General features: G+C 70.3%; 17 protein-coding genes and 1 tRNA gene. 1 reads left to right on the top strand and 17 read right to left on the bottom strand.

Going from position 1 to position 18349, the window contains the following annotated elements; translation table 11 throughout:
* Nucleotides 1-453: 453 nt before the first annotated feature.
* From ACFOY2_RS04070 to ACFOY2_RS04020, 11 genes are all read right to left on the bottom strand, one after another.
* Nucleotides 454-864 (bottom strand): hypothetical protein, encoded by a 411-nt coding sequence (locus ACFOY2_RS04070; protein ID WP_379526543.1) that lies wholly within the window; start codon nt 862-864, stop codon nt 454-456.
* 123 nt (nt 865-987) lie between these two features.
* Nucleotides 988-2445, bottom strand: a complete 1458-nt coding sequence (locus ACFOY2_RS04065) for an RICIN domain-containing protein (RefSeq protein ID WP_379526542.1) — start codon at nt 2443-2445, stop codon at nt 988-990.
* Between the two features lie 143 nt (nt 2446-2588).
* The gene (locus ACFOY2_RS04060) at nt 2589-2855 is read right to left on the bottom strand and encodes a hypothetical protein (RefSeq protein ID WP_379526541.1); all 267 of its coding nucleotides are present in this window, start codon (nt 2853-2855) and stop codon (nt 2589-2591) included.
* A 197-nt stretch (nt 2856-3052) separates the two neighbouring features.
* A tRNA-Ala gene (locus tag ACFOY2_RS04055) sits at nt 3053-3125 on the bottom strand.
* 118 nt (nt 3126-3243) lie between these two features.
* Entirely contained in the window at nt 3244-4746 is a 1503-nt protein-coding gene (locus tag ACFOY2_RS04050) for a vWA domain-containing protein (protein WP_379526540.1), read from the bottom strand.
* 200 nt (nt 4747-4946) lie between these two features.
* Nucleotides 4947-5492, bottom strand: a complete 546-nt coding sequence (locus tag ACFOY2_RS04045) for a TIGR03086 family metal-binding protein (RefSeq protein ID WP_379526539.1) — start codon at nt 5490-5492, stop codon at nt 4947-4949.
* A gap of 25 nt (nt 5493-5517) precedes the next feature.
* Nucleotides 5518-6573, bottom strand: coding sequence for a type III polyketide synthase (locus ACFOY2_RS04040; RefSeq protein ID WP_379526992.1), 1056 nt, complete (start codon nt 6571-6573; stop codon nt 5518-5520).
* Between the two features lie 32 nt (nt 6574-6605).
* A complete protein-coding gene (locus tag ACFOY2_RS04035; protein WP_379526538.1) occupies nt 6606-7691 on the bottom strand; it encodes a methyltransferase in 1086 nt (361 codons plus the stop codon).
* Nucleotides 7692-7773: 82 nt separating this feature from the next.
* Nucleotides 7774-8166: a DUF3224 domain-containing protein gene (locus ACFOY2_RS04030; RefSeq protein ID WP_379526537.1), complete on the bottom strand. Its 393-nt coding sequence runs from the start codon at nt 8164-8166 to the stop codon at nt 7774-7776.
* A 35-nt stretch (nt 8167-8201) separates the two neighbouring features.
* The gene (locus ACFOY2_RS04025; protein WP_379526536.1) at nt 8202-8984 is read right to left on the bottom strand and encodes an LLM class flavin-dependent oxidoreductase; all 783 of its coding nucleotides are present in this window, start codon (nt 8982-8984) and stop codon (nt 8202-8204) included.
* 89 nt (nt 8985-9073) lie between these two features.
* On the bottom strand, nt 9074-10282 hold the full coding sequence (locus tag ACFOY2_RS04020; protein WP_379526535.1) for an FAD-binding protein: 1209 nt from the start codon (nt 10280-10282) through the stop codon (nt 9074-9076).
* Nucleotides 10283-10362: 80 nt separating this feature from the next.
* Between ACFOY2_RS04020 and ACFOY2_RS04015 the strand changes: the two genes are divergently transcribed.
* Complete coding sequence (locus ACFOY2_RS04015) at nt 10363-10701, top strand: PLD nuclease N-terminal domain-containing protein (RefSeq protein WP_379526534.1); 339 nt, start codon at nt 10363-10365, stop codon at nt 10699-10701.
* Here the strand turns inward: ACFOY2_RS04015 and araA are convergent.
* The 6 genes from araA to mmsA form a co-directional block, all read right to left on the bottom strand.
* Nucleotides 10698-12152: an L-arabinose isomerase gene (araA, locus tag ACFOY2_RS04010; protein ID WP_379526533.1), complete on the bottom strand. Its 1455-nt coding sequence runs from the start codon at nt 12150-12152 to the stop codon at nt 10698-10700. The genes ACFOY2_RS04015 and araA overlap by 4 nt on opposite strands.
* On the bottom strand, nt 12149-12796 hold the full coding sequence (locus ACFOY2_RS04005) for an L-ribulose-5-phosphate 4-epimerase (RefSeq protein WP_379526532.1): 648 nt from the start codon (nt 12794-12796) through the stop codon (nt 12149-12151). The genes araA and ACFOY2_RS04005 overlap by 4 nt, the downstream gene beginning before the upstream one ends.
* Nucleotides 12793-14433, bottom strand: a complete 1641-nt coding sequence (araB, locus tag ACFOY2_RS04000) for a ribulokinase (protein ID WP_379526531.1) — start codon at nt 14431-14433, stop codon at nt 12793-12795. The genes ACFOY2_RS04005 and araB overlap by 4 nt, the downstream gene beginning before the upstream one ends.
* Before the next feature lie 54 nt (nt 14434-14487).
* A complete protein-coding gene (locus ACFOY2_RS03995) occupies nt 14488-15474 on the bottom strand; it encodes a LacI family DNA-binding transcriptional regulator (protein ID WP_379526991.1) in 987 nt (328 codons plus the stop codon).
* A 74-nt stretch (nt 15475-15548) separates the two neighbouring features.
* A complete protein-coding gene (mmsB, locus tag ACFOY2_RS03990; protein WP_379526530.1) occupies nt 15549-16808 on the bottom strand; it encodes a multiple monosaccharide ABC transporter permease in 1260 nt (419 codons plus the stop codon).
* Between the two features lie 5 nt (nt 16809-16813).
* Nucleotides 16814-18343 carry a multiple monosaccharide ABC transporter ATP-binding protein gene (gene mmsA / locus ACFOY2_RS03985; RefSeq protein WP_379526529.1) on the bottom strand — a complete coding sequence of 510 codons (1530 nt, stop codon included), beginning with the start codon at nt 18341-18343 and terminating at the stop codon, nt 16814-16816.
* Nucleotides 18344-18349: the final 6 nt, after the last annotated feature.

Here is an 18349-nt window from a genome sequence, read left to right as displayed (position 1 = left end):
CCTGTAACGTGCCCCGCGGAACCGGCGGCAGGCGGTGCGTGTCGCGATCGCCTGCGCATGCGTTCGTCCGGTCAGGCTCACAAGGTAAAACCATACAGCACTCTTAGTGGTTTAACGATTACTTTTAGGCACAGGGGCGGCGGCGGTTCACCCTTCTCCTCCGATCCCGCACACTGGTCGCAGATCGCGAGGCGTTCGCGTTGATGGCGACCGGGATCGTGCACGGACCCATCCGTTCCGCGGGGACCGGCAACGCGTTCCCTCACGTTCGCAATGCGAGACCTTGCGACACCCACGGCAACGGGCAGGCTCTCATGGACACTCAATCGACAGCAGTTAACTGCCATTGGAAGACAACCCGACCCGCTGCCCACGCACCCCTCGCCAGCTCTGCCTCGCCCAGCCCCGTCAGGTCGGCCCCGCCCACGCTGACCGACCCCGACGTGGGCCGCGTCAGCCCGGCCGCGCCCCGATGGCCCGCAGCACCGCGACCTCCATGCTCCTGCGCCGGATCGACACCCCCATGGCGGCCGCGACCATGCCCGTCGCGACCAGCACCGTCAGCCACACCGCGAACCACAGGAGGTTGAAGGGGGCCGGCGGAGGCGTATTGCTCTCCTGCGCCCCGCGCTCCGCGCCACCGACGGCCGCCACCAGCTCGGACGAGACCGCCCCCGCGATGCCGCCCGTGCCCACGACCAGGGGAACACCCGCGTACCGCTCCACCGGGACCTGCTGCCGGTCCGTGGAGTCCACGACGAACCACAACGCGCCGACCACGGTCGCCGCGACGACCAGGGTGACGAACGCCCCCATGACGCTGCCCGGATGCCATCGCAGCGTCCGCCATGCCGCCCACCTCAACTGACCCCTCCGATCGGTAGCCGCTGTGCTTTCCAGCGTGCTGTCCGGCGCGGTCGGGAGCTTCGGTCGACGGGATGATCTCGGACCGGTACCGGGGCCCTGTTGCGCGGTGACCGTGGTCCCTCAGGGGAGGGCGGGCGCGTCCGGCGGGCGCAGCCAGTCGGGGGTGCGCCACTGCTGGACGTTCGCCCGGGTGCAGGGGCGCAGGTAGAGCGAGCGCAGGTCGGACTCCAGGTGGAGGCAGAGGTCGGTGGCGACGTTCCGGACCTCCCAGTACTGCCAGTCGTTGAAGTGGTCGCGGGGGTCGAACCTCCAGAGCTGGCCGCCGGAGCCGGTGCACGGCTCGCGGACGGGACGGCGGCCGCCGACCGGGCCGGTGGCGGCCAGGCACCTGCCCATGCTCGTGATCACGTACTCGCCCCTGGCCCTCGGCTGGTAGCCGAACGCCTGGTTGAGGCCGCCGTGGCACTCCCACAGGAGCAGGCCGGCCGGGCCTGCGGCGTCGACGCAGTGGCCGTTCTGGGCGCTGGCCAGCGAACTGCCGAGGTTCGGCAGGCGGGTGGTGATCAGCCAGCGCTGAGCGGGCCGGTCGGCGCAGGCCCGCAGGATCAGCGGAGTGCCCTCGGTGGTGACGCCCCTGCTGGGCTCGGCGCACATCTCGCCCCGCGGTGAGGCGATGGCGAGCGCGTGGTCGCCCGGCAGCCGCCAGAGCTGGTCGCCCGCGTCGCAGGCCGCCTCGGTGACGAAGCTTCCCTCGGTGACGTCGCTGGCCTCGGGGGTCAGGCAGAGCCGGCTCGCGCGGTTGCGGATCCGGAAGAGGAACACGCCGTCGCGCCTGGCGGGTTCGAAATCCCATCGCTGGGCCTGTCCGGGGACCTCATGGGTGATCGACTCGCCCAGCCTGGCGTGCGGCGGGGCGCTGCTGGAGGTGTTCACGACCAGGGGCTTGCCGTGGGCGTAGGCGGACAGGATGGTCTGGTCGGCACGGGCGAGCCAGCCGGGGATGCGGGTGTCGACGTACAGCAGACAGGCCGCCGCCGCGAGCACGACCGGCAGCGCCACCCCGAGGACCAGCCTGACGCGGCGGCGCCGGGTGGGCGGCGGCCCGGCCAGGCCCCGGTAGGACTCCAGCCACTGCTCCGCCTCGGCGTCCGGCACGTCGTGCACCAAGAGGAAGGCGAGGATGACGGGCTCGGCGGTCTGGGGCTCCTTCAGCCAGCCGACGCCCTTCCCCGTGACCTTCCTCAGGTCGGCCTGCTCGAAGGCGAACCCGCGCCGGGCGGCGCGCGGCTGGAGGGTGGCGAACTTGGGTGTCCCCGCCTCCTTTCGCCGCTCTTTGAGCCGCCCCTTGAACGCCGGCAGGTCGGCCTTGGGCCGCGACCACGGCAACCCGGCGCCCAACGACGAGAGCAGGGCGCCGCCGCAGGCGAACAGGATCGCGGGCAGGATGTAGACGGGGTTGAGCTCGGGCTCGCTGTCGGTGGCGAAGTTGACGTAGACGCCGGCCAAGACACCGAAGATCGGGCTGAGCACGACCGCGCCGCCGAGCACGAGAAGGAGCTCGCGTGAGTGGGTGCGCATCAGCCTCCCGTCCAGGCACCGAGGGTCAAACGATCGTAACGGAACGTGCACGCCAGAGGCACGAAAAAACGGCGGCTCCTGATGGATGCCGCCGTCTGCCGGGGTGGACCTGATTGCCGCTTAGTGCGTCGTACGGCAGCGGATCACCAAACGCCGCCTCGGCATACTGGAGCACCGCGACCCACACGTAGCTCGTCATCGATCATCGCGTCCAGATCGACCCGCACCTCGTCCCAGTCAATAGCCGGGGCGGTGGCGAAGACGGCCTGCGCCTCAGCTGTAGGAACGAACCGGCGACGCATGATCGGTTCTACGTCGGCGCGCGGCTCACCGTTGAGCGTCAAAATGTACCGCTTTCCCTCACGCAGGCCGCGCGTGACGCCACCAGTGTCGTTGACGAACTGGCGCACGCTCGCCTCGATCGAACGAGGCCTTGGAACATCCATGGCTCAAGTGCACCGCAGGGTACCGCGCCATACTACAAAATCGTGACCGTTTGTGTTGCACTGTTCACTCTCAGCACGGGCTTCATTGGCCAGGCCCTGACCCGAACGCGCAAAAACGGCGATGCCCCGAAGGACACCGCCGTTGATCGAATTCGCTTGGGTGGAGCTATGGGGATTCGAACCCCAGACCTCCTCCATGCCATGGAGGCGCGCTACCAACTGCGCCATAGCCCCTTGCAACATGTACGAGTGTAGCCGACTTCGCGACCATCGACGCCCGGATAAAAGTCCGCACACCCCCCATCGGCCGAGGGGCGGCGCGGCTGAGCGCGCCACCCCGATCCGGCCCGGCTCAGCCCACCGATCGTGCCTTCTCGATGAGGGAGACGAGCTCGGTGACCATGGGGTCCTCGGCGGCCCGCGCCAGCCGGTCCGCGTGTTCGCCCAGTTCGGGCAGGTCCATGCCGAACGTGCCGCGCGGGCCGCCGGATGTCTTCTTGTCGCGCATGTGCAGCGCGAACGCGGCCACCAGCACGTCGACCTGCAGCCTGACGGGCGCCTTCTCCCAGATCGACGCCGCCAGGTCGCCGGCCTTCAGCGCCTCGCTCACTTCGGAGGGTGACCTGGTGTCGGGGTCCTGCCAGCGTACGGTGGCCTCGGCGAGCTGGCCTTGCGCCCCTGGCTTGAGCTTGAGCGAGTACAGGGCGGTGACGGAGTGCCCCGGGCCGATCTCGCCGCCGTCGCGGCTGTCGTCGCGGAACTCCTCCGCGGTCAGGGCGCGATTGTCGTAGCCGACGAGCCGGTAGCTCTCCACGACCGACGGGTTGAAGACGACCTGTGCCTTGGCGTCGCGTGCGCGCAGCTCGATGGTGGCGGGCAGTTGCGTGGTGAAGACCTTGGCGGCCTCCTCCTCGGAGCTGACGTACACGGCCATGCCGTCGCCGTTGTCGGCCAGTTGCTCCATCAGCTCGTCGCCGTACTCGCGGCCGACGCCGACGGTCAGCAGCGTGACCTGCCTGGCCGCGTACTCCTTGGCCTGCTCCAGGATGGCCTGCCAGCTGGTGTTGCCCTGGTTGGCCAGGCCGTCGGACAGCAGGATCACGCGGTTGGTGGCGGCGGGGCGGAACGCCTTGGACGCCTCCTGGTAGCCGGTGACCAGCCCGGCCTCCAGGTTCGTGCCACCCTCGGTGACGAGTTGCTCCACCGCCCGGTGCAGCTCGTCCCTGGCGGTCAGCGGGGTCATCGACGCCAGCAGCCTGGCCTCGTCGCTGAAGGACACGATCGAGACCTGGTCGCCGGGCGCGAGCTGGTCGATCAGGGTCCGCAATGCGGATCTGACCAGGTCCAGCCGGCCCGGCTCGTTCATCGAGCCGGACACGTCCACGACGAACGTCAGGTTGGCGGGCCGCCGCTCGGCCGCCTCGGACGCGCGCGTCTGCAGGCCCACGCGTAGCACGGCCTCGTCGCGCGCGGGCAGCCTGGCGCCGTCCACCCGCACGGCGAACCCGTCGTCCGTCGGCTGCGGGTAGTCCTGTCTGAAGGCGTTGACCCACTCCTCCGGCCGGATCTCGCCGGGGGTGGGCCAGCGGCCCTCCTGGAGGGTACGGCGGGCGTAGCCGTACGAGGCCGTGTCCACGTCGAGCGCGAACGTGGAGATCTGCGCCGTGGTCGTGTCCTTCTCGCTGTCGGCGTTCGATTCAGGGGATGCCGATCGGAGCGGATTGGCCCGCCCGTCGTTCGCGCCGGCCGGATGGGGCGCCCGCTCGGCGCTCGTCGAGCCGCCACCGCCACCGCAGGCTGCCAGGGCCAGGACCGCAACGATTCCGACGCCTGCCGCTAAAGGCCGAAATTTCATCGCAACCACCTCCACGCCATACGACGGAGCGTGATCCGCGCTGGCCTGGCCGGTGACGTAAGCGAGCACAAACCGCGATCGACACGTGATCAGTTGTTACCGGTGGGGCACGTGGGATCGTGCCCCACCGGTTTCAGGTGTCGGCGCGGTAAAGGCGATCGGGGCGCGCCCGGCTAAGCCGTCGCCGTGGCGAAGGGCGATCAGGGCGTCCAGGCCGGATCGCGTCCGAGGAGCCCCACCGCCCGGTCGAACGCCGGCGCGTCGGCGGGCACCTCGACCGGATCGCCGAAGGCGGCAGAGCCCTTGCGCATCGGCGCCGACTCCTCGGCGAAGGCCAGGATGGCGGCCACCGTCTCGTCATCGACCTCAAAGGGCCGGCCGACGGACTTGGACAGGTCCCAGGCGTGGACGACGACGTCGACCAGGAACATCTTCGCGATCATGATCATCGGCAGCCCGTGCAGGGCCTCGCTCGTGCCCTCCCACGCCTGCGGCCGGTCCCAGGCCTTCAGCGCGCGCTCGGCCCGCTCGGGGAAGTCGCCGGTGTACTCCTTCGGCGGCGGGAACCCGCCGCCGCCGGCGAGCGACTCGAACCCCGACATCGCCCACTCCAGGTGGTTGAGCAGCTCCTTGACGTCGTACTCGGAGCACGGGGTGGGCAGGGCGAGCTGGTCGTCGCTCAGGCTCCGCACCAGCGTGGACGTGCGCTCGGCCGCCAGCCTCAGCAGAGGAAGGGTCTCGTTCATGCGGCTCATCTTGCCAGGTAGGAGCTCACCAATGGAGCAGAAGCAGCTCTGCGGAGAAGCCGGGTCCCAGCGCCATGAGCACGGCGGGGGCGCCGCTCTTGCCGCGCGTCTCCTGCAGCACGTGCAGAACCGAGACCGACGACAGGTTGCCGTGATCGCGCAGCGACCGCCAGGTCACCTCGAGGGCCCTGGGCGGCAGGCCCAGGGTCGCCACGATCTTCTCGATGACCTTCGGGCCGCCGGGATGGCACACCCAGGTCGCCACCTGCTCGGGCGTCAGGCCGTAGTCGGCCAGGAAGGCCCTGATGTCGCCGGCCAGCACCTGCTGGACGAAGTCGGTCAGGTCGGCGTCCAGGACGATGCGGAAGCCGTGATCGCTCACCTCCCAGCCCATGAGGTGCCCGGTGCCGGGATAGAGCTTGCTGCGGGTGGCGACCACCTCGGGGCCGCGCCCGCGCCCTGTCGCCACGACGGCCGCCGCGCCGTCCCCGAACAGGCCGCTGGCCACCAGGTTCGCGATCGAGGTGTCGTCGCGCTGGATCGTCAGCGAGCACAGCTCCACGCAGACCAGCATGGCCACGTGGTCGGGCCAGCCGCGCAGGTAGTCGTGCAGGCGCGCCAGGCCCGCGGCCCCCGCCGCGCACCCGAGCCCGAACACGGGCACCCGTTTGACGTCGGGCCGCAGCCCCGCCCGCTGGGCCAGCCCGGCGTCGAGTGAGGGGGTCGCCAGGCCCGTGGTGGAGCAGAACAGCAGGTGATCGACCTTCTCCGGGGCCACGCCCGCCTTCTCCAGGGCGCCGATCATGGCCTGTTCGCCGAGGTCGAGGGCGACTTCGACGAAGGCGTCGTTGGCGCGGGCGAAGGAGTCCAGCTTGGCGTAGTCGGCCAGCGGGAGTGCGAGATTGCGGCCCCGTACCCCGGTGGCCTCGTGGAAGCGGCGCAGCAGTTCCTCGTCGCAGTCGGTCAGCCGGGAGAACGCCTCGGTGATCTCCGCCTGCTCGTAGCGGTGAACGGGCAAAACTGTCTGTACCCCCGCAATGTGCATATATCTCTCCTGCCGCTGAGAGGTCGCGGCTAACATGCGGGGCCTGCCGTCGCCGTGGCGGCGGGCCTTCAGGCCGTCAGCCGCCACAGGGACGTGATCTCCGCGGCGCGGGCCGCGTGCAACGGATCGTCCGGGTCGGCCGGACGGTGGTGCCGGGGCGCGACGTCCAGCCGGCCGGCCACCCGCAACCCGGCCCGCTCGAACGCCTCCAGCAGCTCAGCCCTGGTGCGCAGGCCGAGATGCTCCGCAAGATCCGACAGAATGAGCCAGCCCTCGCCCCCCGGTTCGAGATGCCCGGCCAGCCCGTCGAGGAAGCCCCGCAACATCCGTCCACCGGGGTCGTAGACGGCCTGTTCGAGCGGCGAGGCCGCCTTGGCGGGCAGCCACGGCGGGTTGCAGACGACGAGCTGCGCGCGTCCTGGCGGGAACAGATCGGCCTTGACGACCTCCACCCGCTCCGACAGCCCCAGCCGGGCGAGGTTGTCCTCGGCGCAGACGATCGCCCGCTCGTCCAGGTCGGTGGCCACGACGTGGCCGACGCCGCGCCTGGCGAGCACGGCGGCCAGCACCCCCGTGCCGGTCCCGATGTCGAAGGCCAGCCGTTCGCCGGGAAGCGGCGCCTCGGCGACGAGATCGACGTACTCGCTCCTGGTCGGGGGAAACACGCCGTGGTGGGGGTGGATACGGGCGCCGAGGGCGGGGACCCACACGCCCTTCGTCCGCCACTCGTGGGCGCCGATCAGGCCGAGCAGCTCCCGCAGCGGGCCCACCGCCGCGGGGGCCTCGGGGCCGTACACCTCGGCGCAGGCCTCCCGCACGTCCGGCGCCCTGCGCAGCGCCACCACGTGGCCCTCGTCGTAGGGGATGAGCAGCATGCCGAGCGTCCTGGCCCGCTGCGCCTGGGCCTGGCGGTAGCGGTGGAAATCGGAGCCGGGGGCGGCGGGCTTGCAGCGGCGGCCCATCGCCGCCAGGAGCTGGCGGGCGTTCTGGAAGTCACCGCGCCAAAGCAGCGCGGTGCCCTCGCAGGCCAGCCGGTAGGCGGTGTCGGCCTTCATCCGGTCGTCGGCGACCCGCACGCGTTCAGGGGGCGGCACGCCCAGCGCGGAACGCCAGAGCGCCGACCGCTCCCGCCCCGCCTCGGTCCATTCGATCATCAGAACCCGACCGTTTCACAGATCGCACACGTGCGACCACCGATTTATGGTTGTACCCCCTTCGGGCCGAAAGCCGGCCTGATCAGAGGTGGTAGTCGAAGGTGTAGGAGTGGCCGCCGTCCGGGCCGATGATGATGTCCATGGTGCCCCTGAGCCCGAGGAGCTCGCCCGTCCCGGAATCGGGCACCACCGTGACGGTCAGCGACTGCTCGCCGCGGTCGTCGACGGCGTTGTGCTGGACCACGAACGAGCCCGCACGTCCGTCCAGCGTCCCTTCGACGCGCTCCATGGCCACGTAAGCGCGAGAGTCCTCAACGGGGGTCGAGGCCACCAGGAGGTGGACGACGCCAGTGGCGGTCAGGTCTCCGTGGAAGGTCTTGGACATGGTCACGAGCCCGAACTGGACGCCGTCGCGGTCGGACAGGGCCGGTTGGGCGTTCCAGCCGGCGGTGTCGAAGGTTCCCTTGGCAGTCATGGGATCATGGTCCTGGACATACCTGTCAGATCACGTCAGGTACCGGCGAGGCGTTCCACGACCGGCGCGAAGTGGTCGAGGTACTGGGCGTTCACGCTCACGTACGAGATCCCGAGCTTGTCCCTGCGCCTGAGCAGCGTGTCGGCCATCTCGGCCGGGCTGCCGGCGAGCATGCTGATGCCGGTGCGCCCGTGGCGGGCGGCCAGCCAGGAGGGCGGTTCGGCGCCGGCGGAGACGAGGTTCAGGCTGAGTTCGAGATCGTGGAAGCGGTCCCCGGCCAGCTCGTACAGTTCGTCCAGCTTGGCCGCGAGCTGCGCTTGCGAGTAGTGCGGCGGCACGCCGAGCGCGACCGTGCTGGCCTTGGCCGCGGCCACCTTGAGCAGCTTGGTGCCGGAGGCGGCCACGAGCACGCGCACGTCCGTGACGGCGTCGATGGTGCGGGACACCCGCTCGATCCGCTCGCTCGGCGTGCCGAACGGGAGTCCGAGCGCGGCGGCGTCCCGTTCGGCGTCCGGCCGCCCCGCGCCCAGGCCCAGCTCGAAGCGGCCGCCGGTGAGCTTGTGCAGGGTGGCGGTCTCCCAGGCGACCGCCTCGGGAGTGCGGAGCGCGGCGCTCAGGACGAACGTGCCGACTCGCAGCGTCGTCGTGGCCGGCGCCGCGACGGCGGCGGCCGTGAAGGGGGACAGCGTGGTGAGCGTGTCGGGCACCAGCAGCGTCGAGTAGCCGAGGCCCTCGACCCGGCGGGCCAGGCCGGCCCACTCCTCGGCGTCAGCGGCTTGTCCGGCGACCGCGCCGAACCTGAACGGGTGATCGGTCATAGACCCACGATCGCGCGCCGGAGGGCGGCGCACATCGTCCGCCGGACCGGTGAACCGCTACATCCGCAGGAGCACACCCGCGAAAGGCGCTACTCCCCCAGCAGTATTCGGGTGAAGTCGTTGGCGAACTTGCCGGCCGGGTCGAGGCGACGGGCCAGCTCGCGGAAGTCGTCGGGGCAGCCGGGCCGGCGGGTGAACAGCTTGCCCCAGTGCGGCAGCGGCTCGAACGGCGCCAGCGTCCGCTCCACGAGTTCGACCACCGGCATGACGGCGGCCACGTCCTTGATCCAGGTGAAGTGGATGCCGACGCTGTCGCGCCCGCGGAAGGGGCTCAGCCACAGGTCGTCGGCGGCGATCGAGCGCACTTCTGAGATGTGCAGGACGGGGCGGATGCGCTCGCCGATCGCGAACAGCGCGCGCAGCGCCTCGACCGCGTGCCGCCTGGGCAGGATGAGCTCGGTCTGCAGTTCGTCGCCCGCGCCGCTGGGTTCGAAGTCGGGGCGGAAGTGCGGCAGCCGCTCGTGCCACGGCCCGGGGACGCCGAGCTGGAGGGTGCAGCTCTCGGCCTGCATGGCGGGCAGCGGGTGGCGGGGGCCGTCGGCGGCGCGGGTGCCGTACCAGTCGTCGGCGGTCAGCTCGCCGGTGGTCTTGACCCAGACGCGGGTGTCGCGCCAGTCGGTGAAGAGGCTGACGCTGTAGCCGCCGCCCATGATCTCGTCGAAGTGGGCGAGGGCGTCCACTTTCAGGCCCTCGCGGACGTACTGGCGGATCTCGAACGACGGGACCAGGTCGAGGGTGAGGGTGGTGACGATGCCGAGCGCGCCCAGTGACACGACGGCCCCGGGGAAGTCGGCGTCCCCTCGCGACAGCGTCAGGACGGAACCGTCGGCGGTGACCAGGTCGAGCGCCGACACGGCGGCGGCCAGGCCCTGCACGGCGTCGCCAGAGCCGTGGGTGCCGGTCGCGACGGAGCCTGCCACGGAGATGTGCGGCAGCGAGGCCAGGTTCGCCAGCGCGAATCCGGCCTGGTGGAGGATCGGGGCGAGCCGCGCGTACGTCGTGCGCGCGGGCACGCGCACCGAGGCCGCCGCGCTGTCGATCTCCACGGCGTCCGGCATCCTGTCGAGCACGACGAGGTCTCCGGGCGCGTCCGCGACGTCGTTGAACGAGTGCCCGCTACCCAGCGCCCGCACCTGGGGGCTGCCCGCGACGAGCGACTGCAGTTCGCTCAGCGAGGTGGGATGGTGGACAACCTTTGCCCGAAAAGCGGTGTTCCCCGCCCAATTGGTCAGCGTCACGGCCCATACCCTGCCATAGGCACATCTTGTCAGCTCCGCCGGGTGCCGCTAGTTTCATGTGCCGCTGACGGAGGTGTGCCGTGCTCTACTTGTCCGAGCTCATCGGCCTGGTGACGCTCGTACTCTGGCTTTACTGCCTGTTCGATGCGATCACCACGCCAGAGGTGCTCTGCAGAAACCTGCCCAAGATCGCCTGGGTGCTCATCGTGCTGCTGTTCCCGCTGGTCGGCTCGATCATCTGGCTGATCGCCGGCCGCCCGGAACGCACGCAGGCGACCACGCAACCCAGCGCCTTCCCCGAGTACGACCGCCCGGGCCGCTTCGCCGCCACCAGCCCCGACGACGACGCGGAGTTCCTGCGCCGCTGCCGCGAACGGGCCGAGGAGCAGCGCAGGAACGCCCCGAAGAAGGAGGACTAGAAGCCCTGGGCCAGGCGGTAGTACGCCTGGTTCCAGCGCAGCTCCTTGGCGAACCGCTCGGTCGTGGTGTCGGCGTCGATGACCAGCAGCTCCACGCCGAGCATGTCGGCCAGGTCGGTCAGCGCCTCCCTGCCCACCGCCGTGGACAGCACCGTGTGGTGCGGGGCGCCGGCGGTCAGCCACGACTCCGTCGACGTCCGCAGGTTCGGCCGGGGGCTCCAGACCGCGCGGGCCACGGGCAGCTTGGGCAACGGGTGCGGCGGCGCGACGATGTCGATCTCGTTGGCCACCAGCCGGAACCGGTCGCCCATGTCGGCCAGGCCGACCACGATGCCGGGCCCGGGCTCGGCGTCGAACACGAGCCTGACCGGGTCCTGTCTGTTGCCGATGCCCAGCGGGTGGATCTCGCACGACGGCGTGCCCGCGGCGATCGAGGGGCAGACCTCCAGCATGTGCGCGCCGAGGATGAGCTCCTCGCCGGGCGTCAGGTGGTAGGTGTAGTCCTCCATGAACGAGGTGCCGCCCGGCGTCATGGCCTTGAGCGTGCGCAGCAGCACCGAGGTCTTCCAGTCGCCCTCGCCGCCGAAGCCGTAGCCGTCGGCCATGAGCCGCTGCACGGCCAGACCGGGAAGCTGACGCAGGCCGCCGAGGTCCTCGAAGTTCGTGGTGAACGCCTTGAAGCCGCCCGCCTCCAGGAAGGCGCGCAGGCCCAGCTCGATCCTGGCCGCGTACCGCAGCGACTCGTTGCGCTCGCCGAGCAGTTCTGGGGCGACGGTGTACTGCTCGGCATACTCCTTGACCAGCGCCGTCACGTCGGCGTCGGAGGCGGCGTCCACGACCTCGACCAGGTCGTTGACGCCGTAGGTGTTGACCGAGACGCCGAAGCGGAGCTGCGCCTCGACCTTGTCGCCCTCGGTGACGGCCACGTCGCGCATGTTGTCACCGAACCTGGCCAGCTTGAGCGTGCGCACCTCGGCCAGCCCCCGGGCGGCGCGGACCCAGGTCTGGATGCGCTCGCCCACCGACGGGTCGCTGACGTGCCCGGCCACGGTCTTGCGCGGCACGCCCAGGCGGGTCTGCACGTGGCCGAACTCGCGGTCGCCGTGCGCGGCCTGGTTGAGGTTCATGAAGTCCATGTCGATGGAGCTCCACGGCAGCTCCACGTTGGCCTGCGTGTGCAGGTGCAGCAGCGGCTTGCGCAGCGCGTCGAGCCCGGAGATCCACATCTTGGCCGGGGAGAAGGTGTGCATCCACGCGATCACGCCGGCGCACGAGTCGTCGGCGTTGGCCTCAAGCATGATCCGCCTGATCGCCGCGGCGTCGGTGAGCACGGGCTTCCACTCCACGGGCACGGGCAGCTGCTCGGCGATGCGCTGAGACTGCTCGGCGACCTGGCGCAACGTGTCCTCGCCGTACAGCCCCTGGCTGCCGGTCAGAAACCAGATGTTCAACGCGGGCTCCTCTGTCCGTAGACGTTCTGATAGCGGTCGTACAGGCGGTCGATGTCGTCCTGCGGGATGGGCAGCGGCTCGCCGAGCTGCCGGGCGACGTGCACGGTGCGCGCCACGTCCTCGCACATGACGGCGGCCTTCACGGCGGCCTTCGGGTCCTTGCCGATGCTGAAGACGCCATGGTTCCGCATCAGGACGGCCTTCGACCGGTGGCCCTTGAGCGTCTCGACGATGCCTTGGCCGATGGAGTCGTCGCCGATCAGCGCGAACGGCCCGATCGGGATCTCGCCGCCGAACTCGTCGGCCATCGCGGTCAGCACGCACGGGATGGCCTCGCCTCGGGCGGCCCAGGCCGAGGCGTAGGTGGAGTGGGTGTGCACGACGCCGCCGACGTCGGGCATGTTGCGGTAGACGTAGGCGTGCGCGGCGGTGTCGCTGGACGGCGAGTGCTCACCTTCCACGAGGTTGCCGTCGAGGTCGCACACGACCATGTTCTCCGGCGTCAGCTCGTCGTAGGAGACCCCGGAGGGCTTGATGACGAACAGGTCCTCGCCGGGGATCCGGCCCGAGACGTTCCCGGCCGTCCAGGCGACCAGGTTGTAGCGGACCAGCTCCGCATGCAGATCGGCGACTGCTTTCCTCATGAGTGGGCCTCGTTCCTGATCGCGCGCAGGGTGTGCAGCAGCTTTCCGTCGCCGAAGAAGTCGTGCAGCCTCTGGTACTCGGCGTAGAGCCGGTCGTAGGCGTCGGCGCGCGCCTCGTCCGGTACGTAGGCCGCCTCCGTACGCTTGCCCATGGCCGCGGCTGCCTGTTCGATGCCCGGGTAGGCGCCGGCGGCGACGGCGGCGTGGATGGCCGAGCCGAGCGCGGGCCCCTGGTCGGAGCCGATGACCGACAGCGGCCGGCGCAGCACGTCGGCGTAGACCTGCATGAGGAAGCGGTTCTTCAGCAGGCCGCCCGCGACGACGAACTCCTCGACGGGCACGCCTGCCTTCTCGAACGTCTCCACGATCATGCGGGCGCCGAACGCGGTGGACTCGATGAGCGCCCGGTAGACGTCCTCGGGCTTGGTGGCCAGGCTCTGGCCGACGATCACCCCGGACAGGTTGTGGTCGACGAGCACCGAGCGGTTGCCGCCGAACCAGTCGAGTGCGACCAGGCCGTGCTGCCCGACGGCCTGCTGTTCGGCGAGCGCGGTCAGGCGCTCGTGGTCGGAACCGGGCGCGAAGGTGTCGGTGAACCAGGCGAAGATGTCGCCGACGGCCGACTGCCCGGCCTCGTACCCCCACAGTCCCGGCACGATGCCGTCGCGGACGACGCCGCACATGCCGGGCACCTCGGCGAGCTGGTCGCTGGGCATGATGTGGCAGGTGGAGGTGCCCATGATGGCCACCATCTGGCCGGGCGCGACGGCGTCGGCGGCGGCGGAGGTGACGTGGGCGTCCACGTTCCCGACGGCCACGGCGACGCCCTCGGGCAGGCCGGTCCACTCGGCGGCGCGGACGGTCAGCCGGCCCGCGAGGCCGCCCAGCGGGGCCAGCGTCGTGCCGTTGACCTTGTCGCCGACCGTTCCCGTGGCGAGTTTGGCGGCGAATCCGGCGAAGCCGGGGTTCAGCGCGGCCAGGAAGTCCTCGGACGGGTAGTCGCCGTCCTGGAAGATCCCCTTGTAGCCGGCGGTGCAGATGTTGCGGCTCTCGACGCCGGTGAGCTGCCAGATGATCCAGTCGGCGGCCTCGATCCAGCGTTCGGTCCTGGCGTACACCTCGGGGGCCTCTTCCAGGACCTGCAGGCCCTTGGCGAACTCCCACTCGGAGGAGATCTTGCCGCCGTAGCGCGGCAGCCAGCTCTCGCCGCGGGTCGCGGCCAGCTCGTTGATGCGGTCGGCGTGCGGCTGGGCGGCGTGGTGCTTCCACAGCTTGGGCCAGGCGTGCGGCTGCGCGGGCGTCTCGAAGCACAGCGGCGTGCCGTCGGCGGTGGTCGGCAGCACGGTGCAGGCGGTGAAGTCGGTGCCGATGCCGATGACGTCCTCGGGCGCGACGCCGGCGGCGGCGACCGCCTCGGGCACGGCGGTCCTGAGCACGTCGATCCAGTCCTGCGGCGACTGCAGCGCCCAGTCGGGGCCGAGCCCGACGTCCGTGCCGGGCAGGGTGGTCTCGATGACGCGGTGGGTGTACTCGTGGACGGCGCTGCCCAGTTCGGCGCCGTCGTTCACGCGGACGACGACGGCACGCCCCGACAGCGTGCCGAAGTCCACTCCGACAACGTATTTGTTAGCGTTCACACTAGCTCCAGGGGTTTGTCCGGGGGCATGCTCATCATCCACTGTCGTGGCCGGTCAGGGTCGCGGGGCGGTACTCGATCTGACCACGAAGCCGGGCTTCACGACCAGCCGCTCGTGCGAGGCGGGCCCCGCGTCGATCTGCCGCAGCAGCACCTCGATGCAGTGGCGGCCCACCACGTCGAAGTCCTGCCTGACCGTGGTCAGCGGCGGCGAGAAGAACTCCGACTCGGGGATGTCGTCGAATCCCACCACGCTGATCTGGCCGGGCACCCGCACGCCCGCCTCGCTGAGCGCGCGCAGCACGCCGAGCGCCATCTGGTCGTTGCCGGCGAAGACGGCCGTGACGCCGTCCATCGCGGCCAGGCTCTTGCCCGCCTCGTAGCCGGCGCGCGGGCTCCAGTCGCCGGCCAGCGGCTCGGGCACCGGCCGGCCCGCCTCCTCCAGCGCGGCCCGCCAGCCCTCGAGCCTGCCCTCGCTCTCCAGCCAGTCGGAGGGGCCGCTGACGTGCCAGACGGTCTCGTGGCCCTGTTCGAGCAGGTGGCGCGTGGCGCGTTTGGCGCCCTCGACCTGGTCGATGCAGACGACCGACACGCCGGGCTCGCGCGAGGTGCCCTCGACCGCCACGGCCGGCATGCCCGGCGGCAGGCTCTCCAGCGCGCGGGCCGCCGAGCGCTGCGGCGCGACGACCACGACCCCGTCGACGCCCTGCTCGGCGAGGTAGTCGATGGCGTCGCGGACGCCCGCCGCGTCGATCGACTTGAGGCTGACGATGCTGACGAAGTAGCCCGCGGTCCTGGCCGCCTGCTCGATGCCGTAGATCGTGCTGGCGGGGCCGTACAGGGTGGTGTCGAAGCTCACCACGCCGAGCGTCCTGGAGCGTTTGGTGACCAGGGCGCGGGCGACCAGGTTGCGCCTGTAGCCCAGCCGGGTGATCGCCGCCTCCACCCGGGCGCGGGTGTCGGCCCGGACGTTCGGGTGGTCGTTGAGCACCCGGGAGACCGTCTGGTGCGACACGCCCGCCTCCTTGGCCACGTCGGCCATGACCGGCAGGCGGCGCTTGGGGGTGGTCACGGTCTCTCCTTCCGCTGAGCTCTCGGAATCGTAACGGAACGGACTCAGCGCGAGGCGCCCGCCCTGCGCTTGGTCCACACGTCGAACGCGACGGCCGCGAGCAGGACGGCGCCCTTGACGAGCATGACCCGCTCACTGGGCGAGCCGATCAGGGACATGCCGTTGTTGATGACCGCCATGATGAGACCGCCGGTGATCGCGCCCACGACCTTGCCGACGCCGCCCTGCACGGCCGCGCCGCCGATGAAGGCCGCGGCGATGGCGTCCAGCTCGAAGCTGTTGCCCGCCGTGGGGCCCGCCTGGTTGAGCCGGCCGGCGAAGATGATGCCGGCGACGGCCGACAACACGCCCATGTTCACGAAGATCCAGAAGACCACCGACTTGACCTTCACGCCGGACATGACGGCCGCCTGCAGGTTGCCGCCGATGGCGTAGACCTGCCGGCCGAACACGGTCCTGTTGGCCATCAGCGAGTACGCCAGCACGAGCACCGCCAGCAGCACCAGCACCCACGGCAGATTCTTGAACCTGGCCAGCTGCACAACCAGGAACAGGATCAGCGCGGCCCCCGCCGCCATCTTCAGCACGAACAGCGCCATCGGCTCCACCGACTGGCCGTAGCCGCGGCGCGCGTTGCGGGTGCGCCAGCTCGTGGCGACCATGCCGGCGATGGCGACGATGCCGATCAGCAGGCTGAACAGGTCGGCGCCGCCGAGCGGGCCGAGGCCGATGTTGCCGAGGTAGCCATTGGTGAAGCCGTTGGCCAGCGTGCGGACCTGGTCGGGGAACGGCCCGATGCCCTGGTTGCCCAGCACGGTCAGGGTCAGCGCCCGGAACAGCAGCATGCCCGCCAGCGTCACGATGAACGCGGGGATGCCGAAGTAGGCGATCCAGTACCCCTGCCAGGCCCCGATGAGCGCCCCGGCGACCAGCGTGATCAGCAGGGCGAGCGGCCAGGGCAGGCCCATGTTCACCATGAGCACCGCGGCCAGCGCTCCCGTGACCGCGACCACCGAGCCGACGGACAGGTCGATGTGCCCGGCGATGATGATCAGGATCATCCCGATCGCGAGGATCAGGACGTAGGAGTTCTGGACGATGATGTTCGAGATGTTCTGCGGCTGGAGCATCGCGCCGTCGGTCAGCACCGAGAACAGCGCGACGATCAGCGCGAAGGCGATGTAGATGCCGCTGGATCGCAGGTTGAGCGATATGCCGCCGAGCGACACCCGGCCCGGCTGCCGTGGCGCTCCCCCGTCGCCCTGGGCGCCGACCTCCACGTCGGCGGGCGTGATGCTGCTCATCAGAGCTACTCCTGTCCCTTGGTCATGAGGTGCATGAGGTTCTCCTGCGTGGCGTCCCGGCGAGGCACCTCGCCGGTGATGCGACCTTCGGAGAGTGTGTAGATGCGGTCGCACAGGCCCAGCAGCTCAGGCAACTCAGAGGAGATCACCAGAACCGCCTTGCCCTGGTCGGCCAGGCGGTTGATGATCGTGTAGATCTCGTACTTGGCGCCGACGTCGATGCCGCGGGTGGGCTCGTCGAGGATGAGCACGTCCGGCTCGGTCAGGATCCACTTGGACAGCACGACCTTCTGCTGGTTGCCGCCGCTGAGCTTGCCGACGATGCTCGACACGCTGGGCGCCTTGATGTTCATGCTCTTGTGGAAGCGCTCGGCGACCCGGTACTCCTCGTGCTCGTTGACCCAGCCCCGGCTCGACAGGCCCTTCAGCCCGGCCGCGCTGATGTTGCGCTTGACGTCCTCGATGAGGTTGAGCCCGTACCTCTTGCGGTCCTCGGTGGCGTAGGCGATGCCGTGCCTGATCGCGTCCTGCACGTTGCGGATCTCGACCGGCTTGCCGTCCTTGAAGATCTTGCCGGAGATGTGCACGCCGTACGTGCGCCCGAACACGCTCATCGCCAGCTCGGTACGCCCGGCGCCCATCAGGCCCGCCAGGCCCACGATCTCCCCTCGGCGCAGCGAGAGCGCGGCGTTGTCGACCACCTTCCTGCCGGGCTGGCTGGGGCTGTAGACCGTCCAGTCCTCGATCCGCAGCACCTCCTCACCGATCGTCGGCTCGTGCGGCGGGAAACGGTTGTCGAGGGCCCGCCCGACCATGCCGGAGATGATGCGGTCCTCGGTGACGGCGTCGGCCGCCATATCGAGGGTTTCGATCGTCCGGCCGTCGCGGATGATCGTGACGGAGTCGGCGATCGCGATGACCTCGTTCAGCTTGTGCGAGATGATCACGCAGGTGATGCCCTCGTCACGCAGCCCGCGCAGCAGGTCGAGCAGGTGGGCGGAGTCGTCGTCGTTGAGCGCGGCGGTCGGCTCGTCGAGGATGAGCAGCCGCACCTCCTTCGACAGCGCCTTGGCGATCTCCACGAGCTGCTGCTTGCCCACGCCGATGTCCGCGATCGGGGTGGTCGGGTTCTCGCGCAGGCCGACCCGCTTCATCAGCTCGGCGGCCTCGAAGTTGGTGCGGTTCCAGTCGATGAAGCCGCGCCTGGCGCGCTCGTTGCCCAGGAAGATGTTCTCGGCGATCGACAGTTGCGGGCTGAGCGCCAGCTCCTGGTGGATGATGACGATGCCGGCGTGCTCGCTGTCGCGGATGCCGCCGAACTCGCAGATCCTGCCCTCGAAGGTGATCTCGCCCTCGTAGTCGCCGTGCGGGTAGACCCCGGACAGCACCTTCATCAGCGTCGACTTGCCCGCGCCGTTCTCGCCGCAGATCGCGTGGATCTCGCCCCGGCGTACGGACAGGTTGACGTCCTGCAGCGCCTTGACGCCGGGGAAGGTCTTGGTGATCCCGCTCATCCGCAGGATGTGCTCGGTCATGTGCCC

The organism is Nonomuraea purpurea, assembly GCF_042650645.1.
Taxonomy (GTDB): Bacteria; Actinomycetota; Actinomycetes; order Streptosporangiales; family Streptosporangiaceae; genus Nonomuraea; species Nonomuraea purpurea.
Note: the sequence above shows the minus strand (reverse complement) of the source record. Positions and strands in the feature narration are given on the sequence as shown.

Coding starts and splice junctions, on each gene's coding strand:
- ACFOY2_RS04035 (WP_379526538.1), bottom strand. CDS start 7,691: ATGATCGAATGGACCGAGGCGGGGCGGGAGCGGTCGGCGCTCTGGCGT.
- ACFOY2_RS04050 (WP_379526540.1), bottom strand. CDS start 4,746: ATGAAATTTCGGCCTTTAGCGGCAGGCGTCGGAATCGTTGCGGTCCTG.
- ACFOY2_RS04030 (WP_379526537.1), bottom strand. CDS start 8,166: ATGACTGCCAAGGGAACCTTCGACACCGCCGGCTGGAACGCCCAACCG.
- ACFOY2_RS04065 (WP_379526542.1), bottom strand. CDS start 2,445: ATGCGCACCCACTCACGCGAGCTCCTTCTCGTGCTCGGCGGCGCGGTC.
- ACFOY2_RS04005 (WP_379526532.1), bottom strand. CDS start 12,796: ATGAGGAAAGCAGTCGCCGATCTGCATGCGGAGCTGGTCCGCTACAAC.
- ACFOY2_RS04025 (WP_379526536.1), bottom strand. CDS start 8,984: ATGACCGATCACCCGTTCAGGTTCGGCGCGGTCGCCGGACAAGCCGCT.
- ACFOY2_RS04040 (WP_379526992.1), bottom strand. CDS start 6,573: ATGTTAGCCGCGACCTCTCAGCGGCAGGAGAGATATATGCACATTGCG.
- mmsB (WP_379526530.1), bottom strand. CDS start 16,808: ATGAGCAGCATCACGCCCGCCGACGTGGAGGTCGGCGCCCAGGGCGAC.
- ACFOY2_RS04045 (WP_379526539.1), bottom strand. CDS start 5,492: ATGAACGAGACCCTTCCTCTGCTGAGGCTGGCGGCCGAGCGCACGTCC.
- mmsA (WP_379526529.1), bottom strand. CDS start 18,343: ATGACCGAGCACATCCTGCGGATGAGCGGGATCACCAAGACCTTCCCC.
- ACFOY2_RS03995 (WP_379526991.1), bottom strand. CDS start 15,474: ATGGCCGACGTGGCCAAGGAGGCGGGCGTGTCGCACCAGACGGTCTCC.